This window comes from Nitratiruptor sp. YY09-18 (genome assembly GCF_016593235.1).
GTDB lineage: Bacteria > Campylobacterota > Campylobacteria > Campylobacterales > Nitratiruptoraceae > Nitratiruptor.
This window is the reverse complement of record NZ_AP023065.1, coordinates 635451-652258: the sequence shown is the minus strand read 5'-3', so window position 1 is coordinate 652258 and position 16808 is coordinate 635451. Positions and strand designations below refer to the sequence as shown.

13 protein-coding genes are annotated in these 16808 nt (G+C 40.5%); 5 read left to right on the top strand and 8 right to left on the bottom strand.

Annotation, left to right across the window (positions count from 1 at the left end):
* Nucleotides 1–17 precede the first annotated feature (17 nt).
* The 3 genes from JG734_RS03635 to JG734_RS03625 are packed head-to-tail and all read left to right on the top strand — an operon-like array spanning nt 18 to nt 2994.
* Entirely contained in the window at nt 18–800 is a 783-nt protein-coding gene (locus JG734_RS03635; RefSeq protein WP_201333673.1) for an SPOR domain-containing protein, read from the top strand.
* Nucleotides 797–2209, top strand: coding sequence for an anthranilate synthase component I family protein (locus JG734_RS03630; RefSeq protein WP_201333672.1), 1413 nt, complete (start codon nt 797–799; stop codon nt 2207–2209). Before JG734_RS03635 ends, JG734_RS03630 begins: the two co-directional genes overlap by 4 nt.
* Entirely contained in the window at nt 2206–2994 is a 789-nt protein-coding gene (locus JG734_RS03625) for a shikimate dehydrogenase (protein ID WP_201333671.1), read from the top strand. Before JG734_RS03630 ends, JG734_RS03625 begins: the two co-directional genes overlap by 4 nt.
* On the opposite strand, the gene JG734_RS03620 is transcribed toward JG734_RS03625, so the two are convergent.
* The 3 genes from JG734_RS03620 to recR form a co-directional block, all read right to left on the bottom strand.
* Entirely contained in the window at nt 2984–3349 is a 366-nt protein-coding gene (locus tag JG734_RS03620) for a rhodanese-like domain-containing protein (RefSeq protein ID WP_201333670.1), read from the bottom strand. The two genes, JG734_RS03625 and JG734_RS03620, sit on opposite strands and share 11 nt — an antisense overlap.
* Complete coding sequence (locus JG734_RS03615; protein WP_201333669.1) at nt 3346–4695, bottom strand: class II 3-deoxy-7-phosphoheptulonate synthase; 1350 nt, start codon at nt 4693–4695, stop codon at nt 3346–3348. The genes JG734_RS03620 and JG734_RS03615 overlap by 4 nt, the downstream gene beginning before the upstream one ends.
* A gap of 62 nt (nt 4696–4757) precedes the next feature.
* On the bottom strand, nt 4758–5330 hold the full coding sequence (gene recR, locus JG734_RS03610) for a recombination mediator RecR (RefSeq protein ID WP_201333668.1): 573 nt from the start codon (nt 5328–5330) through the stop codon (nt 4758–4760).
* Nucleotides 5331–5422: 92 nt separating this feature from the next.
* Between recR and dnaJ the strand changes: the two genes are divergently transcribed.
* Nucleotides 5423–6544 (top strand): molecular chaperone DnaJ, encoded by a 1122-nt coding sequence (dnaJ, locus tag JG734_RS03605; RefSeq protein WP_201333667.1) that lies wholly within the window; start codon nt 5423–5425, stop codon nt 6542–6544.
* 34 nt (nt 6545–6578) lie between these two features.
* Here dnaJ and ccsA read toward each other — a convergent pair whose 3' ends face one another.
* The 3 genes from ccsA to JG734_RS03590 all read right to left on the bottom strand — a co-directional run bounded on the left by ccsA (nt 6579) and on the right by JG734_RS03590 (nt 12824).
* Entirely contained in the window at nt 6579–9707 is a 3129-nt protein-coding gene (gene ccsA / locus JG734_RS03600; protein WP_201333666.1) for a cytochrome c biogenesis protein, read from the bottom strand.
* An 89-nt stretch (nt 9708–9796) separates the two neighbouring features.
* Entirely contained in the window at nt 9797–12463 is a 2667-nt protein-coding gene (gene polA / locus JG734_RS03595) for a DNA polymerase I (RefSeq protein ID WP_201333665.1), read from the bottom strand.
* A 25-nt stretch (nt 12464–12488) separates the two neighbouring features.
* Complete coding sequence (locus JG734_RS03590; protein ID WP_201333664.1) at nt 12489–12824, bottom strand: hypothetical protein; 336 nt, start codon at nt 12822–12824, stop codon at nt 12489–12491.
* A 36-nt stretch (nt 12825–12860) separates the two neighbouring features.
* Here JG734_RS03590 and JG734_RS03585 point away from each other — a divergent pair, with 36 nt between their 5' ends.
* Complete coding sequence (locus JG734_RS03585; protein ID WP_201333663.1) at nt 12861–13184, top strand: hypothetical protein; 324 nt, start codon at nt 12861–12863, stop codon at nt 13182–13184.
* On the opposite strand, the gene uvrA is transcribed toward JG734_RS03585, so the two are convergent.
* Both uvrA and JG734_RS03575 read right to left on the bottom strand, forming a co-directional pair.
* Nucleotides 13171–15984 carry an excinuclease ABC subunit UvrA gene (uvrA, locus tag JG734_RS03580; RefSeq protein WP_201333662.1) on the bottom strand — a complete coding sequence of 938 codons (2814 nt, stop codon included), beginning with the start codon at nt 15982–15984 and terminating at the stop codon, nt 13171–13173. The genes JG734_RS03585 and uvrA overlap by 14 nt on opposite strands.
* 8 nt (nt 15985–15992) lie before the next feature.
* Nucleotides 15993–16721, bottom strand: a complete 729-nt coding sequence (locus JG734_RS03575) for a sulfite exporter TauE/SafE family protein (RefSeq protein ID WP_201333661.1) — start codon at nt 16719–16721, stop codon at nt 15993–15995.
* Nucleotides 16722–16808 lie beyond the last annotated feature (87 nt).

Sequence of the window (16808 nt, the reverse complement as noted above, 5' to 3'; positions counted from 1 at the left end):
TATACAAAGGCATCAATATGGATAAAGAGAACCTCCAGGAGACTTTTGAAGATTTAGAAGAGCTCCATCACAATGAGCTTGACGATATTGTATTAGAAAATTACGATAAAAAAGATAAAATCAAGCGTTATGCAATTATAGGCGCTCTTGTTATTTCAATTTTTATAGTGGTTATCAGTATCGTAAAGATGGTGACCGAATCATCCAGTGCTCCACAAGAGAAACTTGTAGCAACACAAGCAATCGAGGAAAATAGTGAACAAGAGGAGAACTTTGAAGAGGTTCCAATCACGAATGAAAGCAGCAAAGTTACAAATGAAGAGAGTCAATCTAACCAAGAGGAAGTAGACAGAGTTCTCAATGAGATAATGGAGACAGAAAAATCTAAAAATAAACCAACCAAAGTTAACCAACAGAGTGCTACTCATCAAACAAAACCTGCAGCACCAAAACCTCAACCAGAACAAAAAATTGCTAAACCAAAAGAAGCAAAGAAAGGTGCTGCTAAGCGAGTAGCAAAACCGGCAACGCCTAAGCCGCAGCCAAAACCAGTGCATAAAAGTGGCAACTACTATATTCAAGTGGGTGCATTTATGATGTATGATCCAGATAAAGCCTTTTTGGCAAAAATCAAAAGAATTGGTTTTACTTACATCATCAAGGAGTTTACTATCAAAGGCAAAAAGGTCAAAAGAGTCTATGTAGGTCCTTTTTCAAGCAGAAGCGAAGCTGCTAGATATTTGCCAAAAGTGCGCAAAAATATAGCTAGAGGAGCATTCATCGCAAAGGTTACTCGATGATTGCTGCCAAGCAGTTTATGCTTGATGAGTTCACACCCATTGCTCTGTATGAAAAGATAAAAGATCTCTTTGAGGGTGAGAAGAGCTTCCTCTTTGAAAGCGTTGTCAATACAACCGATGGCAATTTTAGCTATATAGTCTGTGGTGAAGAGGAGGCTATCTGGAGCCAGGATGGCAAGAGTTTTTATAAAGACATCCAAGGCAACATACAAGAGATAGCAAGCAATCCTTTGCTCTTTATGAAAAAGTATTATAAAAAAATCGACTTTGCAGCCTATAAACAAAAATCCAAAGAGCTAGGTGTTGGCTTTGTCGATGGATTTATAGGCTATATCGGCTATGATATGGTTAAAGAGTTTGAACCGGTTCTCAAACCCTTTATGCTAAATCTTGAAGATACTCTCCACACACCAGACTTTTATATGATACGCCCAAAACTTATCGTCGCCTATTCACATAAAAACTCCACCCTCTCACTCATTACACCTAGAGAACATGTAGCTAATGATATTTTTGCAAAGGTTGAAGAGAGCATCAAAGATAGCTACACATACCATCCGCTCAAAAAAGCCAGACTTTTGGGTGAGCCACAATTTGCCCACTCAAAAGAGAAGTTTTTTGAAATGGTAAAAAAATCAAAAGAGATGATTCGCAGTGGCGATGTGTTTCAGATTGTCATATCCAATAGACTCACCCAAAAAGCTATCGTTGATAGATTTAGCTTCTACCGCAAGCTCCGTAGTCTCAACCCCTCACCCTATCTCTTTTTATTGGAGTTCGATGATTTTGCAATAGCTGGAAGCAGCCCCGAAGTGATGGTGCGCCTTACTGATGGAGAGATACTTTTGCGCCCAATTGCAGGGACAAGAAAACGGGGAGCTACTCCACTCAAAGACAAAGAACTCGAACTCGAAATGCTCAATGACCCAAAAGAAGTAGCCGAACATGTTATGCTCATAGATCTTGGGCGCAACGATGTGGGTCGTGTGGCAAAGGCTGGATCTGTGAAGGTTCCAGAGATTATGCGCGTAGAGCGCTATAGCCATGTGATGCATATGGTAAGTGATGTAGTAGGTGTTTTGGATAAGAAGTATGACATGTTTGATCTTTTCATGGCTACCTTTACTGCCGGAACTATGACAGGAGCCCCAAAAATTAGAGCTATGGAGCTTATTGCAGAGTTTGAAGGACTCAAAAGAGGCTATTATAGTGGAAGCGTAGGATATTTTGGTTTCAATGGCGATATGGATAGTGCAATTACAATCCGCACAGCACTTCTTAAAGAGAACGAAGTAGTTTTCCAGGCAGGAGCTGGCATTGTCGCTGATAGCAAACCAGAACTTGAGTATCTTGAAGTCAACAACAAGCTTGGAGCACTTAAACGTGCCCTTGAGGAGCTAGCTCAATGAAGCTCTACGCAATCTTTGGCAATCCCGTCGCTCACTCGATCTCACCTAAAATGCACAACTACCTCTTCCAAAAGCTTGGATTTGATGGGTGCTATACCAAAATAGTCGTAGAAGATGGCGCAAAACTCAAAGAGCGCTTCTTTGATCTCTCACTCAAAGGTATCAATATTACAGTCCCGCACAAAGAGTGGGCCTATAAGCTAGCTGATGAAGTATATGGTATAGCCAAAGAGGTAGAAGCAGTCAATACCTGGTATGAAAAGAATGGCAAAATCTATGCATACAATACAGATGCACCAGGATTTTATGAAAGTATCAAAGAGTATGCATTTGAAAATATTCTCATACTAGGAGCTGGTGGGACTGCCAAAGCGATCGCTCTCTACCTCAAAGAAAAGGGTTACAATCCCCATATTCTCAATCGCAGCGCAGGACGTCTACAATTTTTCAAAGAGCGTGGATTTATATGCTATACATGGGATGAGTTTGAGCAAGAAAAATATGATCTTATTATCAACACAACTTCCGCAGGGCTCAAAGATGAGGCTCTGCCAGCTCCACAAAAGATTCTCAAACCACTCATGCAAGAGGCAAAATACGCTGTCGATGTGATCTATAATAAGCTCACACCATTCTTGGCTTTGGCAAGAGAGTTAGGTCTTACGTACAAAGATGGAACCCAGATGCTCCTCTACCAAGGGATTTTAGCATTTGAGATTTTTACAGATTTTTCATTTAATAAAGAAGAGATTACAAGAGTTGCCAAAGAGGCGCTTACTCTCTAACAAGTGGGAGCTTAGCGGCTTTCCACTCTAAAATACCACCACGCAAATTATAAACTTTTTTAACTCCCCAATATTCTAGCCATTTGCTCGCTTTCACACTGCGATTACCGCTATGGCAGTATACAAGAACACTCTTATCTCTTATTCCCCTACCACCCAAAAAGAGGTAGCGAAATACCTGTATAGGGATAAGATTTGCTCCCTTTATGTGCTCCTCCTTAAACTCTTGCGGCGTGCGCACATCCAAAACTACCACATCTTTTTGCTGCAAAAGTTTTGCAAATGCAGCAGCATCTACGTTTTCAAATGCAAAACTAAAAATAGCAGCTACTGCCAAAAGTATCAGTTTTTTCATTTTTGCAAATCTTTAAAAGTATCGGCTACCATAAATGCAAGCTCAAGTGCCTGATTTGCATTGAGGCGCGGATCACACTGGGTATGGTAGCGACTATTGAGAAGCTCTTCAGTAATACCTGAGCTGATACTTCCTGTACACTCAGTCACATCACCACCTGTCATCTCCAAGTGCATTCCACCAGGTATCGTCCCCTCTGCTTTATGGATCTGGATAAACTGCTTCACCTCGCTCAACACCTTCTCAAAATCACGCGTTTTGAGCCCTTGTGAAGTTTTGTAAGTATTTCCATGCATTGGGTCGATACTCCAGACCACCTCTTTGCCTGCATTTTTGACTGCACGCAAGAGTGGCGGGAAGATATCTCCAATCTTTTGTGCACCCATGCGCACAATGAGAGTAAGTCTTCCTAGCTCATTTTCAGGATTGAGCTTTTCGATGAGAGTTATCAGCTCATCTGGCCGCATAGTCGGTCCGACTTTCACACCGATTGGATTTTTGATACCTCTGAAAAACTCAACATGTGCTCCATCAATATCCCTTGTTCTATCACCTATCCACAAAAAGTGGGCACTACAATCATACCATTCGCCTGTGAAGCTATCTTTACGTGTCAGTGCCTCTTCATAAGGAAGCAAGAGTGCCTCATGTGATGTATAAAGGGTAGTCTGCTTCAGCTGTGGTGTATTGTCCGGATTGATACCGCAAGCCTCCATAAATTTAAGAGCTTGGGTGATCTTATCTGCAAGCTCTTCAAACTTGTTCTCAAGATCATTTCCTTGCAAAAACTCCAGGTTCCATTTGTGAATCGCACGCAAATCCGCAAAGCCACCACGTGCATAGGCACGAATGAGATTGAGTGTAGCAGCACTTTTATAGTATGCTTCGAGAAGTTTTGTAGGTTTTGCCTCGCGCGCTTCAGGAGTAAATGCAATATCGTTAACAATATCACCTCTGTAACTCGGAAGCTTCACGCCATTGATCTCTTCATAGTCGCTACTGCGTGGTTTTGCATATTGTCCCGCAATGCGGCCAATCTTTACTACCGGCTTTCCTGTTGCATACATCAAAATCATATTCATCTGCAACAAGACTTTAAAAAGATCACGAATATTTGTAGCATTGAAATTAGCAAAGCTCTCTGCACAATCTCCACCTTGCAAGAGGATTGCTTCACCTTTTGCAACTTTCGCAAGCTGGCTTTTGAGTTCTCTTGCTTCTCCTGCAAAAATAAGAGGAGGAAAAGTTTTAAGCTGTTCTTCAACGGCTTTTAGTTCATCTAAATTTTTATATTCTGGTTGCTGTTTGATTGGAAAGTCTCTCCAACTACTTGGACTCCAACTCATTTTTATACCCTTTTTTGAAATTGACGCATTATACCAAAAAGATGTAGTAACATCTCATTAATTTATATATTTACTCTCTCAGCTATAGCTTTTGACAAAGAGAGTGTATCTACATTTTCCAGATTGACTCCAGTAGGGACTCCTTGTGCAATCTTTGTAAACTGCAAATCATACTCCCCTAATTGATCTTCGATATAGAGTATAAGTGCATCACTTTGGATTGATGGGGTAAATGCAAAAATTATCTCTTGTGTTTTCCGCGCGTTGATAACCTCTCTGAGCTTATCAATATTTTGCTGGTTGAGCTTATCAAAGACAAAGTAGTAGCCGTTATACTCGCCACTCTCTTCGATTACATAGATATCTTTAGGGTTTTCTACAAGGCAAAGTGTAGTGTTGTCTCGCATAGTATCGCTACAGATATAGCAGATCTCATCTTCACTGAGCCCCCCACACTGACTGCATTTATGCACATCACTTACCGCTTCCTCAATAGCATGCGCGATTTTGAGTGCATCCATAGGCTTTTCTAATACCATATAAAAAGCAAGCCTTGTAGCACTCTTCTTTCCTATTGTAGGTAAGAGCTCGAGGGCCTCTACGAGCTTATAAAATTTCTTGAGATGACGCTTCACACCCTACCCCGTTTTTTGCGCCAATTATAGCAAATTAAAACAATTTTTTGCTATAATCACTCAACTTAAAATTAACTTAAAAGGAACCCACTGTGGTGGATATTGATTACTACGAGATTTTGGAAGTAGATCGTAATGCATCTTTTGAAGAGATAAAAAAAGCATATAGAAAATTGGCTCTCAAATACCACCCAGACAGAAACCCAGGCGATAAAGAGGCTGAAGAGAAATTTAAACTCATCAATGAAGCATACCAAGTGCTTAGTGATGAAGAAAAGAGGGCTTTATATGACCGCTATGGCAAAAGTGGTCTAGAAAATCAGGGATTTAGTGGATTTGAGCAGAGCAGCTATGAAGACATTATGGACTTTTTTGAATCTGTTTTTGGCCAGGCGTTTGGCAGAGGATTTGGTAGAAGACCAAGAAGTGATGAGAAGTATCCACTTGATATATCCATTGAGATAGAGATAGATTTCCAAGAGGCACTCTTTGGTACACAAAAAGAGATTGAGTATGAGTATAAAACCCCCTGCCCTGCATGTAAAGGCACAGGAGCCAAAAATGGAATTCTCCAATCCTGCCCAGAATGCCACGGAAGAGGTCAAATATACTATCGCCAAGGATTTATGACATTCTCACAAACATGTCCTCGATGTCACGGATCTGGGGAGAGTGCAACTGAGCGTTGCCAAGAGTGTAGTGGACAAGGGTATGCACTCCAGCATGAAAAGATTACTATTAATATCCCTGAAGGGATAGACAATGAAAACCGCATCCGCGTCCAAGGGAAGGGAAATGAATCTCCATCGGGACTGCGTGGAGATCTTTATATCTATGTGCATGTCAAAGAGGATGAGCATTTTGTTAGATATAAAGACGATATCTATATGGAAGTTCCTGTCTTTTTTACTCAGGCTGCCTTAGGAGAGGCTATAACTATCCCGACTCCAAGAGGCGAAAGAGAGCTCAAACTCCATGTAGGCACTAAGGACAAAGAGCAATTTGTCTTTAAAAATGAAGGTTTTAAAAATGTTCATACAGGAAAATATGGCAACCTCATCGCACAAGTTAAACTCATCTTCCCTCAAAAACTCACACAAGAACAGCAAGAATTGCTCCATAAACTCCAAGAGAGTTTTGGCGTAGAGAGCAGACCGCAAGAGAAGAACTTCTCTTCAATTTTTGAAAAAGTAAAAAGCTGGTTTGGCAAATAATTTTTATCCTCCCTCTCCAGGGAGGAGTTGTATTTTAAATCTTTAAATCCAAGCCGAGCTTTTGTTTTTTGTAATAGGCTGCACCAATAATTGTAAAAACTATTGCAACTGCCCAATATACCCACTGCGGAATTGGCACAGGATCTCCTTGTGCATAGGAGTGGAGACCACTGAGATAAAAGTTAACACCAAAATATGTCATAATAACACTCGAATAGCCAAGAAGTGCTAAAACATTATATAAAAAGAGTCTATTCATCCGTGGAATAAGGCGTATATGTTCTATTGAAGCATATACCAAAATAGTCACAGCCGCCCATGTCTCTTTGGGATCCCAACCCCAGTATCTCCCCCAGCTCTCATTTGCCCACACACCACCCAAAAAGTTTCCAATAGTCACGAGCACAAGCCCTATAATAAGGCTCATCTCATTGATATAGGTAAGCTCTTTAAATGTCAAAATCATAAAATCTTTATTTTTTGGAGTTGTGAAGATGTAGAGAATGAGCACGATAAAAGCCAAAAGGGCAGAGAGTCCCAAAAATCCGTAACTAGCAGTAATGACTGAAACATGAATCATAAGCCAGTAGCTTTTTAAAACTGGGACGAGATTTGTAATTTGTGGATCCATCCAGTTAAGATGCGCTACAAAAAGAATAAGTCCACCTAACAAAGATGTTGCCGCAAAGGCTATCGGGCTCTTTTTGGCAAAGAAAAATCCTGCAAAAATTGTTGCCCAGGAAATATAGACCATAGACTCATACCCGTTACTCCAAGGAGCATGCCCAGCAATGTACCAGCGAAGAGCCATTCCAAATGTTTGCGCCACAAATCCCAAGAAGATGAGAAATACACCAATTTTTACAATTTTTTGCACCTCAAATTTTGGATTTATAAGATGGAAAATTATAATAAGTAGCAGCACAAAGCCTATGATCATGTAGTAAGGTACGAGGCGATTAAAGATATCAAGCTTATTGTACAGCAGCTCCGCTTCGATCTTTTTTTGTGGTGGAAGAATTCCAGATCCATAGTAGTGTTGCAAATCTGCTACGACATCAAGTGCTTTATCAGCTTTTTTCCAGTTACCACTCGCTATCCCCTCATCAACCGCAGTGAAATAGTTGGCAAGCACCACTTGTACCATCTGTGCCTCTTTTTGTGGTAGCATCTTTATAGCATCGATTGGGGAGAGCCATTTGCCATTTTTATCCTGTGGATTTGGGATGATACGAAAGAGTGTACCGGTATAGACCATATACGCCACATTGACCCGCTCGTCTACTTTGATAATATCTTTGTCAAATTGGTTGCGTGCACCAGGTTTTTTGGCTACAGCTTTTTGTACATAGAGTTCGAGCTTATATGCTCCTCCCCTTTTTGGATCAAAAAACTGCTCAAAGCTTGCATACTTCTCATCTGATCTAAGACCTATGATCTTCTTGATGGCTGGATGGTGTACATAGATCATTTTGATCTTTTGAAAAATTTCTGGCTTAACAGTCATTCCAAGATAGAACTGATTGGCATCAAGCCCGTAGAGTTCTTCTTTTTTGGTTAGTTTTGCCATAACCATACGCGAGAGTGTATCCATAGGCTCTATACGTCCGCTTGTATCTTGAACTAAGAGTTTGCCGCCAAACTTGTCTGCGTGCGTTTTGGCAATCTTTTTAGCAGTATCAAGAGGGTCGGCTGCATAAAGATGGAGTGTAGTAAAACCAAAAAGCAAGAGTACAAGGAGATTCTTTGCTAGCATACTCATACGCTGCTCTTGCACCTTTTTAGTCATTCTAGCAAGCTTTTGGAATCTACTTTGTGGTGAGAAGAAGTGCAAGATCATGCCAAGTGCCAAGAGAAAATAGCCGATATATGTGATGAGTGTACCTGGATCGTGATTGACTGAGAGAATTGTACCCTTCTCGTCCATATCATATGAGCTTTGGAAAAATCTATATCCTTTGTAATCAAGCACATGGTTCATATATATCCTATAATCAAAACTTTTATCTTTATCTATAACTGTCACTTCACTCGCATATGAGCTTGGACTCATCGATCCAGGATAACGCTCAAGCTGAAAGTCTCGTAACTTTATAGCAAATGGCAGTATAATACGTCTTGCTCCATACGCAAGGGTAAGTTGCAGATCTCCTAGCTTCACAGTTACTGGTTCTCCTTCGACCCCGTTTTTGCCAAAAAGTGTAACCTCTTTTGTCTCTTTTCCATCACTGATACGCAAAACCACTGCATCTTTGCCTGGATAGTTTTTGGCATAGCGATCTTTTGAGAGGATCTCTACTTTCGCATGAGGTTTGTAATCTTTGAGCACAAGATTGAGTCCAGCTATGGAGTAGAGTTTTCCAGGTTCAAGCGGTACTTTTGCGTTGGCAAAGTAGCTTTGTTTTTTACGATCAGCCATATGCATCGTCTGCACCACAAATGGTGCTTGTAAAAAGAGCTTATTTCCTTCTTTGGTGATTTTGATATGTGGTTTGTGAGGTGCAATTGCAGCATCAAAACTGATAACTACATCACCCAGATCTATAAATTCGCCCTGGCGCAAAACCTTCTCCACTCTTCCGCTTCCAGCACTCAGAACCAAATCCACTACCGGTTTGCCATTTTTGTCTTCAACAAGCTTAAATGTTGCATTGGGTAGATATTTTTCCAATTCCACTGTGATTTTATGTCCATCAAAATCGATAGCGCGTTTGAAGCTGTTTGAACCTATCTTAGAGAGATATATTGGTTCTACATACTCTAAATATCTTCTTCCCTTTTTTGCTGTTATTTGCAAATAGGTACGTGCACTCAAGATTGTATTGCTCGAGCTTCCTTCTCGAATATGCATAGTTCCTTCATAGCCAAAATAGCGGGTTACCGCCGCACCAATGAGGATAATGATAAAAGCGAGGTGGAAGAGTCCTGTGAAGAATTTCTCTTTGCGAAAGAGCCTGAATTTGAAAATATTGTATAAAAGATTAAGAGCAAGGAGCACTAGCAAAATCTCAAACCATTTTGCAGTATACACAAGTGCCCATGCAGTAGATGAGCCGTAGTCATTTTCAATGAATGTAGCAGTTCCTATGCTCATAGCAAAGAGCATCATCATAATGACTGCAGATTTAATGGAGAAAAAAGCTTTTTGAATCTTCTTAAGCATCTATGAAACCTTTATAGAAGTAGTTATCAATTGTAAGCAAAAAGGGCTAAAAACTCTCATAATATCGTACATAGCACCTAACTTTTATATTACTTTAATTCTCCCCACCGTTTCGCTACTCCCACAGAGCACTGCAGCGGAACATTGAGGGGATAAATACTCTCCATAATCTTTTTAAATTGCTGAGCGAGAGTCTGGGCATGCTCCACATCTATCTCAAATATGAGTTCATCGTGAATCTGTAAAAGCATATGCGCTGGCAGATTTTTACTCTCTATCTCCTCTTCAATTCTGTTCATAGAGAGTTTGATGAGATCTGCTGCACTTCCTTGAAAAACTGTATTGATCGATTCACGCATAAAAGCTGCAAGTCTTGCACCTGTTGCAGAAGCAAAGTCAAAATAGCGACGACGCCCTAGAAGCGTCTCCACATAGCCATGGCTTTTTGCAAACTCCTGAATACTTTCTAAATAGCTCTTGACCGTTGGAAAAGATTGAAAGTAACTCTCGATGATCTCTTTAGCCTCTTTTGTACTAATTCCCAATGTCTCAGCCAGCTTCCTGCTCCCCATCCCATAAATGAGGCCAAAGTTGATACTCTTAGCGATATTTCGCATCTGCTTCGCTCTCTCTTCTCCAAAGAGTTTGATTGCTGTTTGGAGGTGGATATCCTGGTTTTTCTCAAAGGCTTCAATGAGTGAAGGGTCTTTGCTAAAATGTGCTAAGAGGCGCAGCTCTATTTGGGAATAGTCAATTCCAACTAGCAATTTCCCCTCTTGGGCAATGAATCCTTGGCGAATTTGACGCCCCACTTCAGTTTTAATAGGAATATTTTGGAGATTGGGGTTTTTACTCGCCAATCGCCCCGTTGCTGTCCCTGTCTGGACAAACTGCGTATATATGCGATGATTTGGATCCTTTTTTGCATAGCTCAAAAGTGGATCGATATAGGTGCTTTTGAGTTTGAAAAGCTCACGATACTCTAAAATGAGCTCTACTATAGGATGCTTCCCTCTAAGGCTTTGCAAAGTCTTCTCATCTGTGCTATAGCCACTTTTGGTCTTTTTGAGTGGTGGGAGTTTGAGCACTTCAAAGAGTATATGTGCCAACTGCTTTGTGGAGTTGATATTAAATGTAGTCCCAGCCTCTTGGTAGATCTTTTCGGTAAGCTCATCAAGCCTTTGCTGCGTTTTCATTCTGAGCTTTTCGAAGAAAGGTATATCTATTTTGATACCAATTCTTTCCATATCTATGAGTGTATTGATGAAAGGAAACTCCACTTTCCTTGCTTCATCGATAAGATGTTTAGCCCCTTTTGCTTGTAATGCATCGAGAAGTTTATAGTAAAGTTGCAGCGTCACTATCGCATCTTCCGCTGCATATTTGCATGCACTCTCTATCGCCACACCTGAAAAGTCCTCACCCTTTTTGACTGTCTCTTTGTATGCTATAAGATCGAAACCCAGAATTCTTTTGGCAACACTATCAAGCCCCACACTGCTTTCAGGATCAAGTAGCCATGCCAAAATCATAGTATCAGCAATCTCTCTTTTTTTCTCTATACCATAGCGATAGAGGAGGGAGAGGTCAAACTTGAGATTGTGTCCTACAATTGGATAAGAAAATAGTCTCTTAATCGCATCAAGTCCATCTTCTAAAGCTACCTGATCACCAACACCAAGATATTTGTGTCCGATGGGCACGTAGTAGGCTTTCGTATCTTCATAAGCAAAACTAAAGCCAACAAGATTTGCCTCTTTTGTATCGAGACTATCTGTCTCTGTATCGAAAGCTATGAGTGCTCCATCAGGGATCTTTTCTATTACGTGCAAAAGTTTCTCTTTTGTATCAAGACAGATCGCTTCAAACTCCAATCTACTCTTTTTTTCTTCAATTACAGGAGCAGCCTTGATTTTGCGCAAAATTGCAGTAATATCATACTCAATAAGCTCATCTGCTATTTTGATGATAGGATTGATTGAAGGAATGTGGTAGCGCTCAAGCTCACATCTATCAAGTGCATCGAAGCGTAATTCTACGAGCTTTTTACTCAAAAATGCTCTCTCTCTACCCTCTTGCAAGAGCTTTTTAACTCTTGGTGGTGTAATCTTATCTAGATTGGCATAGATATTTTCTAATGATCCGTACTCTTGGAGGAGTTTTACTGCAGTTTTGGGCCCAATACCTCGCACTCCAGGAATATTATCTGCACTATCTCCTACAAGTGCAAGGTAATCACGGATAAGTTTTGGAGGAATGCCAAACTTTTTGGTAGCCTTCTCCTCATCGATCTCCTCTTTTTTAATCGGATCAAAGAGCACCACCTTGCCATCATCAATGAGCTGGTAGAGGTCTTTATCGTGAGATACTATTTTGACTTTGATATTTTGTTCTTTTGCACATTGAACCAAAGAAGCGATAATATCATCAGCTTCAAACCCCTCTTTTGAGAGCGTTGCAAATCCCATCTTCTCTATCCAAGAGATTGCAACAGGAAGCTGCTCTTTGAGCTCTGCAGGAGGCTCTGGGCGCTGCGCTTTGTAGTTTGGATCGATTTGTGCGCGAAAACTTGGCCCTTCACTATCAAGAGCAAAGACTATGTAATCACTCTTCTCTTCACTTACCAAAGAGTTGATAAAGTTGATAAATCCTGTTAAAAGTCCTGTAGGAAAGCCCTTTTTGCTTTTGAGTGGTGGAAGAGCGTAGAAACTGCGAAAGAAAAAACCGAAGGTATCGATGACTGTAAGTGTCTTCATCCACAACCTTTTTATCGAGATTATATCACAATACCTTTTTGATTATTGCGACAAACTTATCTGGAATTTTCAAAAGAGCCCTCTTGGTGAGATATGTGGCTGCAGCCTTTGTAATCCACTCTTTTGAAGTTTTAATTCTTTGCAGTTGCAAATAGTATCCATCATCTTTTTGTACCAAAGTGTAGTTTGAGATAGTAACTTCGAGCGGTTCTCTCTCACCTATCAAAAATAGTGTTGCTTCGATACTCTTTGTTTGCGTATCAAGCTTCATATGCTCTATTTTGCCAAACTCTTTTATAAAATTATTAAGCGTTGTCTTTATTGCGGATGCTAGCATCTTATCTTTGATACTTTTAATCATTGCTATCCTTTTGTATAATTACGCCAAAGGAGATCTATGAAAAAATTTTTGCTTTTAGCTATCGTTTCATTAGCTTTTGCTGATATGAAAACGTCTCAGATTGTAGCGATTGATGCAATTATACAGACATACAAAAGCCGCTTAGCATGCTTAGAGAACAATGAAGCGAACTTTTGCATAGACAAGTTCCCTCTCGATCAGCGTAGCGATACCCTTGCCAAAACCTTTGCGATGAGTTTTCCCAAAGCTTTTTATGCGAGTAAACTCCAAAGAGATATAAAAATTCTAGAAAAACAAAAGCTCTGTTTTGGAAGAGCAGTGAGTGAGATTGAAGCTAAAAAATGTTTCAATCAATTTTGAGCTCTTTAGCCAAAAACTCTCCTGTGTAACTACCGCTCTCTTTGTAACTCTTTGCTACTTCAAGCGGCGTTCCGGTAGCTATTACCTTGCCACCTTTTGTTCCACCTTCTGGTCCCATATCGATGATGTAATCGGCATTTTTAATCACATCGAGATTGTGCTCAATCACAATAACGCTATTGCCAAGTGAGACCAAAGAGTGCAACACGCCAACAAGCCTATCCACATCTGCAAAATGCAGACCAGTTGTAGGCTCATCAAGAATGTAGAGGGTTTTTCCAGTATCGCGCCTGCTAAGTTCCTTGGCCAGCTTGATACGCTGCGCCTCTCCACCACTGAGTGTCACTGCATTTTGGCCTAGAGTTATATAGCCAAGTCCCACATCTTGTAAAGTTTTGAGCTTTTTGTAGATCTTTGGAATATTTTTGAAAAACTCTAATGCCTCATCCACACTCATCTCTAAAACATCTGCTATATTTTTACCTTTGTACGCTACCTCTAGAGTCTGCTCATTATAGCGCCTTCCATGGCATGCATCACACTTGATCATAATATCTGGCAAGAAGTGCATCTCGATTTTGAGCTCACCTTCCCCCTTACACTTCTCACATCTACCACCTGGAACATTGAAGCTAAAACGCCCTGGCCCATAGCCTCGGAGCTGTGCCTCTTTTGTTTTGGCAAAGAGAGCACGTATCTCATCCATAACTCCTGTATATGTTGCAGGATTGCTGCGAGGTGTACGTCCAATAGGACTTTGATCAAGGTAGATCACTTTATCAAGATGCTCTAGTCCCTCAATCTCCACTCCGGCTACTTTTCTGACCTTCTTAGCCTTATTGAGAGCCTCCTTGGCAACTGGTAAGAGAGTTTGCAGTACAAGTGAGCTCTTACCACTTCCACTCACACCAGTAACCGCTACGAAATTTTGGAGTGGAAAGCTCACATCGAGATTTTTGATGTTGTTGATAGTAACATTGCGAATATGGAGCCACTTTTTTTGTTCTCTATCAAATCTATACTCTACCCTCTTTTTGCCACTAAGATACTTAGCAGTGAGTGTATCACTCTTTTTGAGGCTCTTTACATCTCCAGCAAAGACCACTTCACCACCATTTTTTCCAGCTCCTGGTCCGATATCTACTATAAAGTCTGCTGCTTCTATTGTCTCTTTGTCATGTTCAACGACAATGACGCTATTGCCCTTCTTTTGAAGATTTTTAAGGGTACGAATAAGCTTGAGAGTATCTCGCTCATGCAGACCGATACTTGGCTCATCGAGCACATACATTACACCCGTAAGACCACTTCCTATCTGGCTGGCTATGCGGATGCGCTGTGATTCACCTCCGCTAATAGTCCTAGCATCGCGACCAAGAGTGAGATAGCCCAAACCTACATCTACAAGGAAAAAGAGGCGCTCCTTGATCTCTTTGAGAATTGGTGCCGCAATTCTTTGCTGCTGCTCACTCAAATAGCCAAAATTCTCTTCATCTGCAAAAAAACAATAGGCCTCATCAATTGGCATATCCAAAATATCAGCCAATCCTTTGCCTGCAACTTTTACTGCGAGACTTTGAGGTTTGAGCCTATGACCCCCACACTTATCGCACACCTTTTCACTCATATATTCACTGAGCTCTTTTTCCTCTTTGAACATATCGTATGCTATGCGCACCACACCAGGCCAAGTGCGTGTAAGGCGGTGACGCTTCCACGTAAAGCTTACAGGATTTGGAGTGCCGTAAAGAATCGCTTTTTTCTCATATTCGGCTAATTCCTCATAGGGCTTATCGAGCGGTATTCCTTCATTCTCACAAAAGGCTTTGAGAAAGTTAAAGTAGTAGCTTTTATTATAACCATACAAAAACTTGATAGCGCCTTTGGTAATAGTTTTGTGCTGATCGATGATCTTATCAAAATCTATTGCATAGCGAATACCTAGACCATCGCACTCGCTACATGCCCCTTTGGGAGAGTTGAACGAAAAGCTTAGAGGCTCCAATGGTTCAAAACTTACCTTACAATCAAAACATGCAAGATGTTCGCTGTAGTGGTAGTGCTCCTTTGCTCCAACATCTTTGGCATTGAGTACGTTTATTTCCACTTCACCATAGCTTAGCTTCAATGCCTTTTCTATATCATCTGCAATACGTGAGCTGTTTTCGTCTTTGATAACAACCCTATCGATTACCACTTTAATGGTATGTTTTTTCGTTTTTGATAGTTCTATCTCCTCATCCAAGCGAACCATGACACCATCTATCATTGCCCGCACATAACCTTTTTGGCGCAAGGAATCCAAAAGATCAGTAAAACTTCCTTTCTTCTCTTTTATAAGGGGAGCTAATATAACTAGTTTACTCCCCTCAGGAAGTGCTAAAACTTGATTGATAATATCCGTAGGAGTCATATGTGAAATAGGCTTGCCACACAGATGACAGTGCTGTGTGCCGATACGAGCATACAAAAGCCGCAAGTAATCATAAATCTCAGTTACTGTACCTACAGTACTACGCGGGTTTTTACTCGTAGTCTTTTGCTCTATAGCAATTGCTGGAGTAAGCCCCTCGATTTTATCTACATCTGGTTTATCAAGCTTATCAAGAAACTGCCTTGCATAACTTGAGAGCGATTCGATGTAGCGACGCTGCCCTTCAGCATAGAGTGTATCAAAAGCCAGCGTACTCTTCCCGCTCCCAGATAGTCCCGTAAAGACAACAAGCTTGTTTTTTGGAATTTCGAGATTGATATTTTTGAGATTGTGCTGTTTTGCTCCAAAAATTTTTATCTTATTCATCTATCTCCTCAGAAAAATATTTTTCTTATCACCAATACTAAAATAAGTGTATATATGGCAATAAGAGCTTTCTTGAACTTCTTTCTCTCAATTTTGTGTGCTAACTTTATACCAAAATATACACCAATGAGCGAACTTGCTCCCACCAAGAATCCATGCAAATAGTCGATATGTCCAAAGAGTGAGAGACTAATAAATCCACTAATCGATGAGAATATGACAAAAAAGAGCCCCATGGATGCGGCTTTTTTGATATCAAGATGGAAAAATCCCACCAAGATCGGAGTAACCAAAATACTTCCTCCAACACCAATACTTATAGCAAAAAGTCCTATAACCATTCCTACGAGAAACATTACATATACTGGGACTTCTTGTGCAGCTCCTTGAGCATGTGGGGCTTTAAAAAAGCGATACATGGCAAAAGCTACAAAGCCCAAAAACATCCACTCTAACACTCTGCTTGGAACAACACTAAGAAAGTATCCACTGCCCAAAGCTCCCAAAAAGCCACCAATACCGATAGCTAAACCCTCATGGATTTTAAAAATATTTTTTTTAAAATTGAGGTATGAGCCAAAAAGAGAACTAAAAACCATCTGTGTCACTGAAATCCCCACAGCCTCTTTGATATCAAAACCAAGATACATGAGTATTGGCACAAGAATCGTTCCGCCGCCAATTCCAAAAAAGCCTGAGAGGAATCCTACCAAAACTCCTACAGCAACAAGATCCATCAAGAGCCTTTTTTGCTTGCGATTATACTACAATTTTATAATCTATTTATCTAAATAAAACTATAATATCTAAACTTGCAAAGGAGC

Coding starts and splice junctions, on each gene's coding strand:
- JG734_RS03615 (WP_201333669.1), bottom strand. CDS start 4,695: ATGAGTTGGAGTCCAAGTAGTTGGAGAGACTTTCCAATCAAACAGCAA.
- ccsA (WP_201333666.1), bottom strand. CDS start 9,707: ATGCTTAAGAAGATTCAAAAAGCTTTTTTCTCCATTAAATCTGCAGTC.
- JG734_RS03590 (WP_201333664.1), bottom strand. CDS start 12,824: ATGATTAAAAGTATCAAAGATAAGATGCTAGCATCCGCAATAAAGACA.
- polA (WP_201333665.1), bottom strand. CDS start 12,463: ATGAAGACACTTACAGTCATCGATACCTTCGGTTTTTTCTTTCGCAGT.
- JG734_RS03635 (WP_201333673.1), top strand. CDS start 18: ATGGATAAAGAGAACCTCCAGGAGACTTTTGAAGATTTAGAAGAGCTC.
- uvrA (WP_201333662.1), bottom strand. CDS start 15,984: ATGAATAAGATAAAAATTTTTGGAGCAAAACAGCACAATCTCAAAAAT.
- JG734_RS03585 (WP_201333663.1), top strand. CDS start 12,861: ATGAAAAAATTTTTGCTTTTAGCTATCGTTTCATTAGCTTTTGCTGAT.
- JG734_RS03625 (WP_201333671.1), top strand. CDS start 2,206: ATGAAGCTCTACGCAATCTTTGGCAATCCCGTCGCTCACTCGATCTCA.
- JG734_RS03575 (WP_201333661.1), bottom strand. CDS start 16,721: ATGGATCTTGTTGCTGTAGGAGTTTTGGTAGGATTCCTCTCAGGCTTT.
- JG734_RS03620 (WP_201333670.1), bottom strand. CDS start 3,349: ATGAAAAAACTGATACTTTTGGCAGTAGCTGCTATTTTTAGTTTTGCA.
- JG734_RS03630 (WP_201333672.1), top strand. CDS start 797: ATGATTGCTGCCAAGCAGTTTATGCTTGATGAGTTCACACCCATTGCT.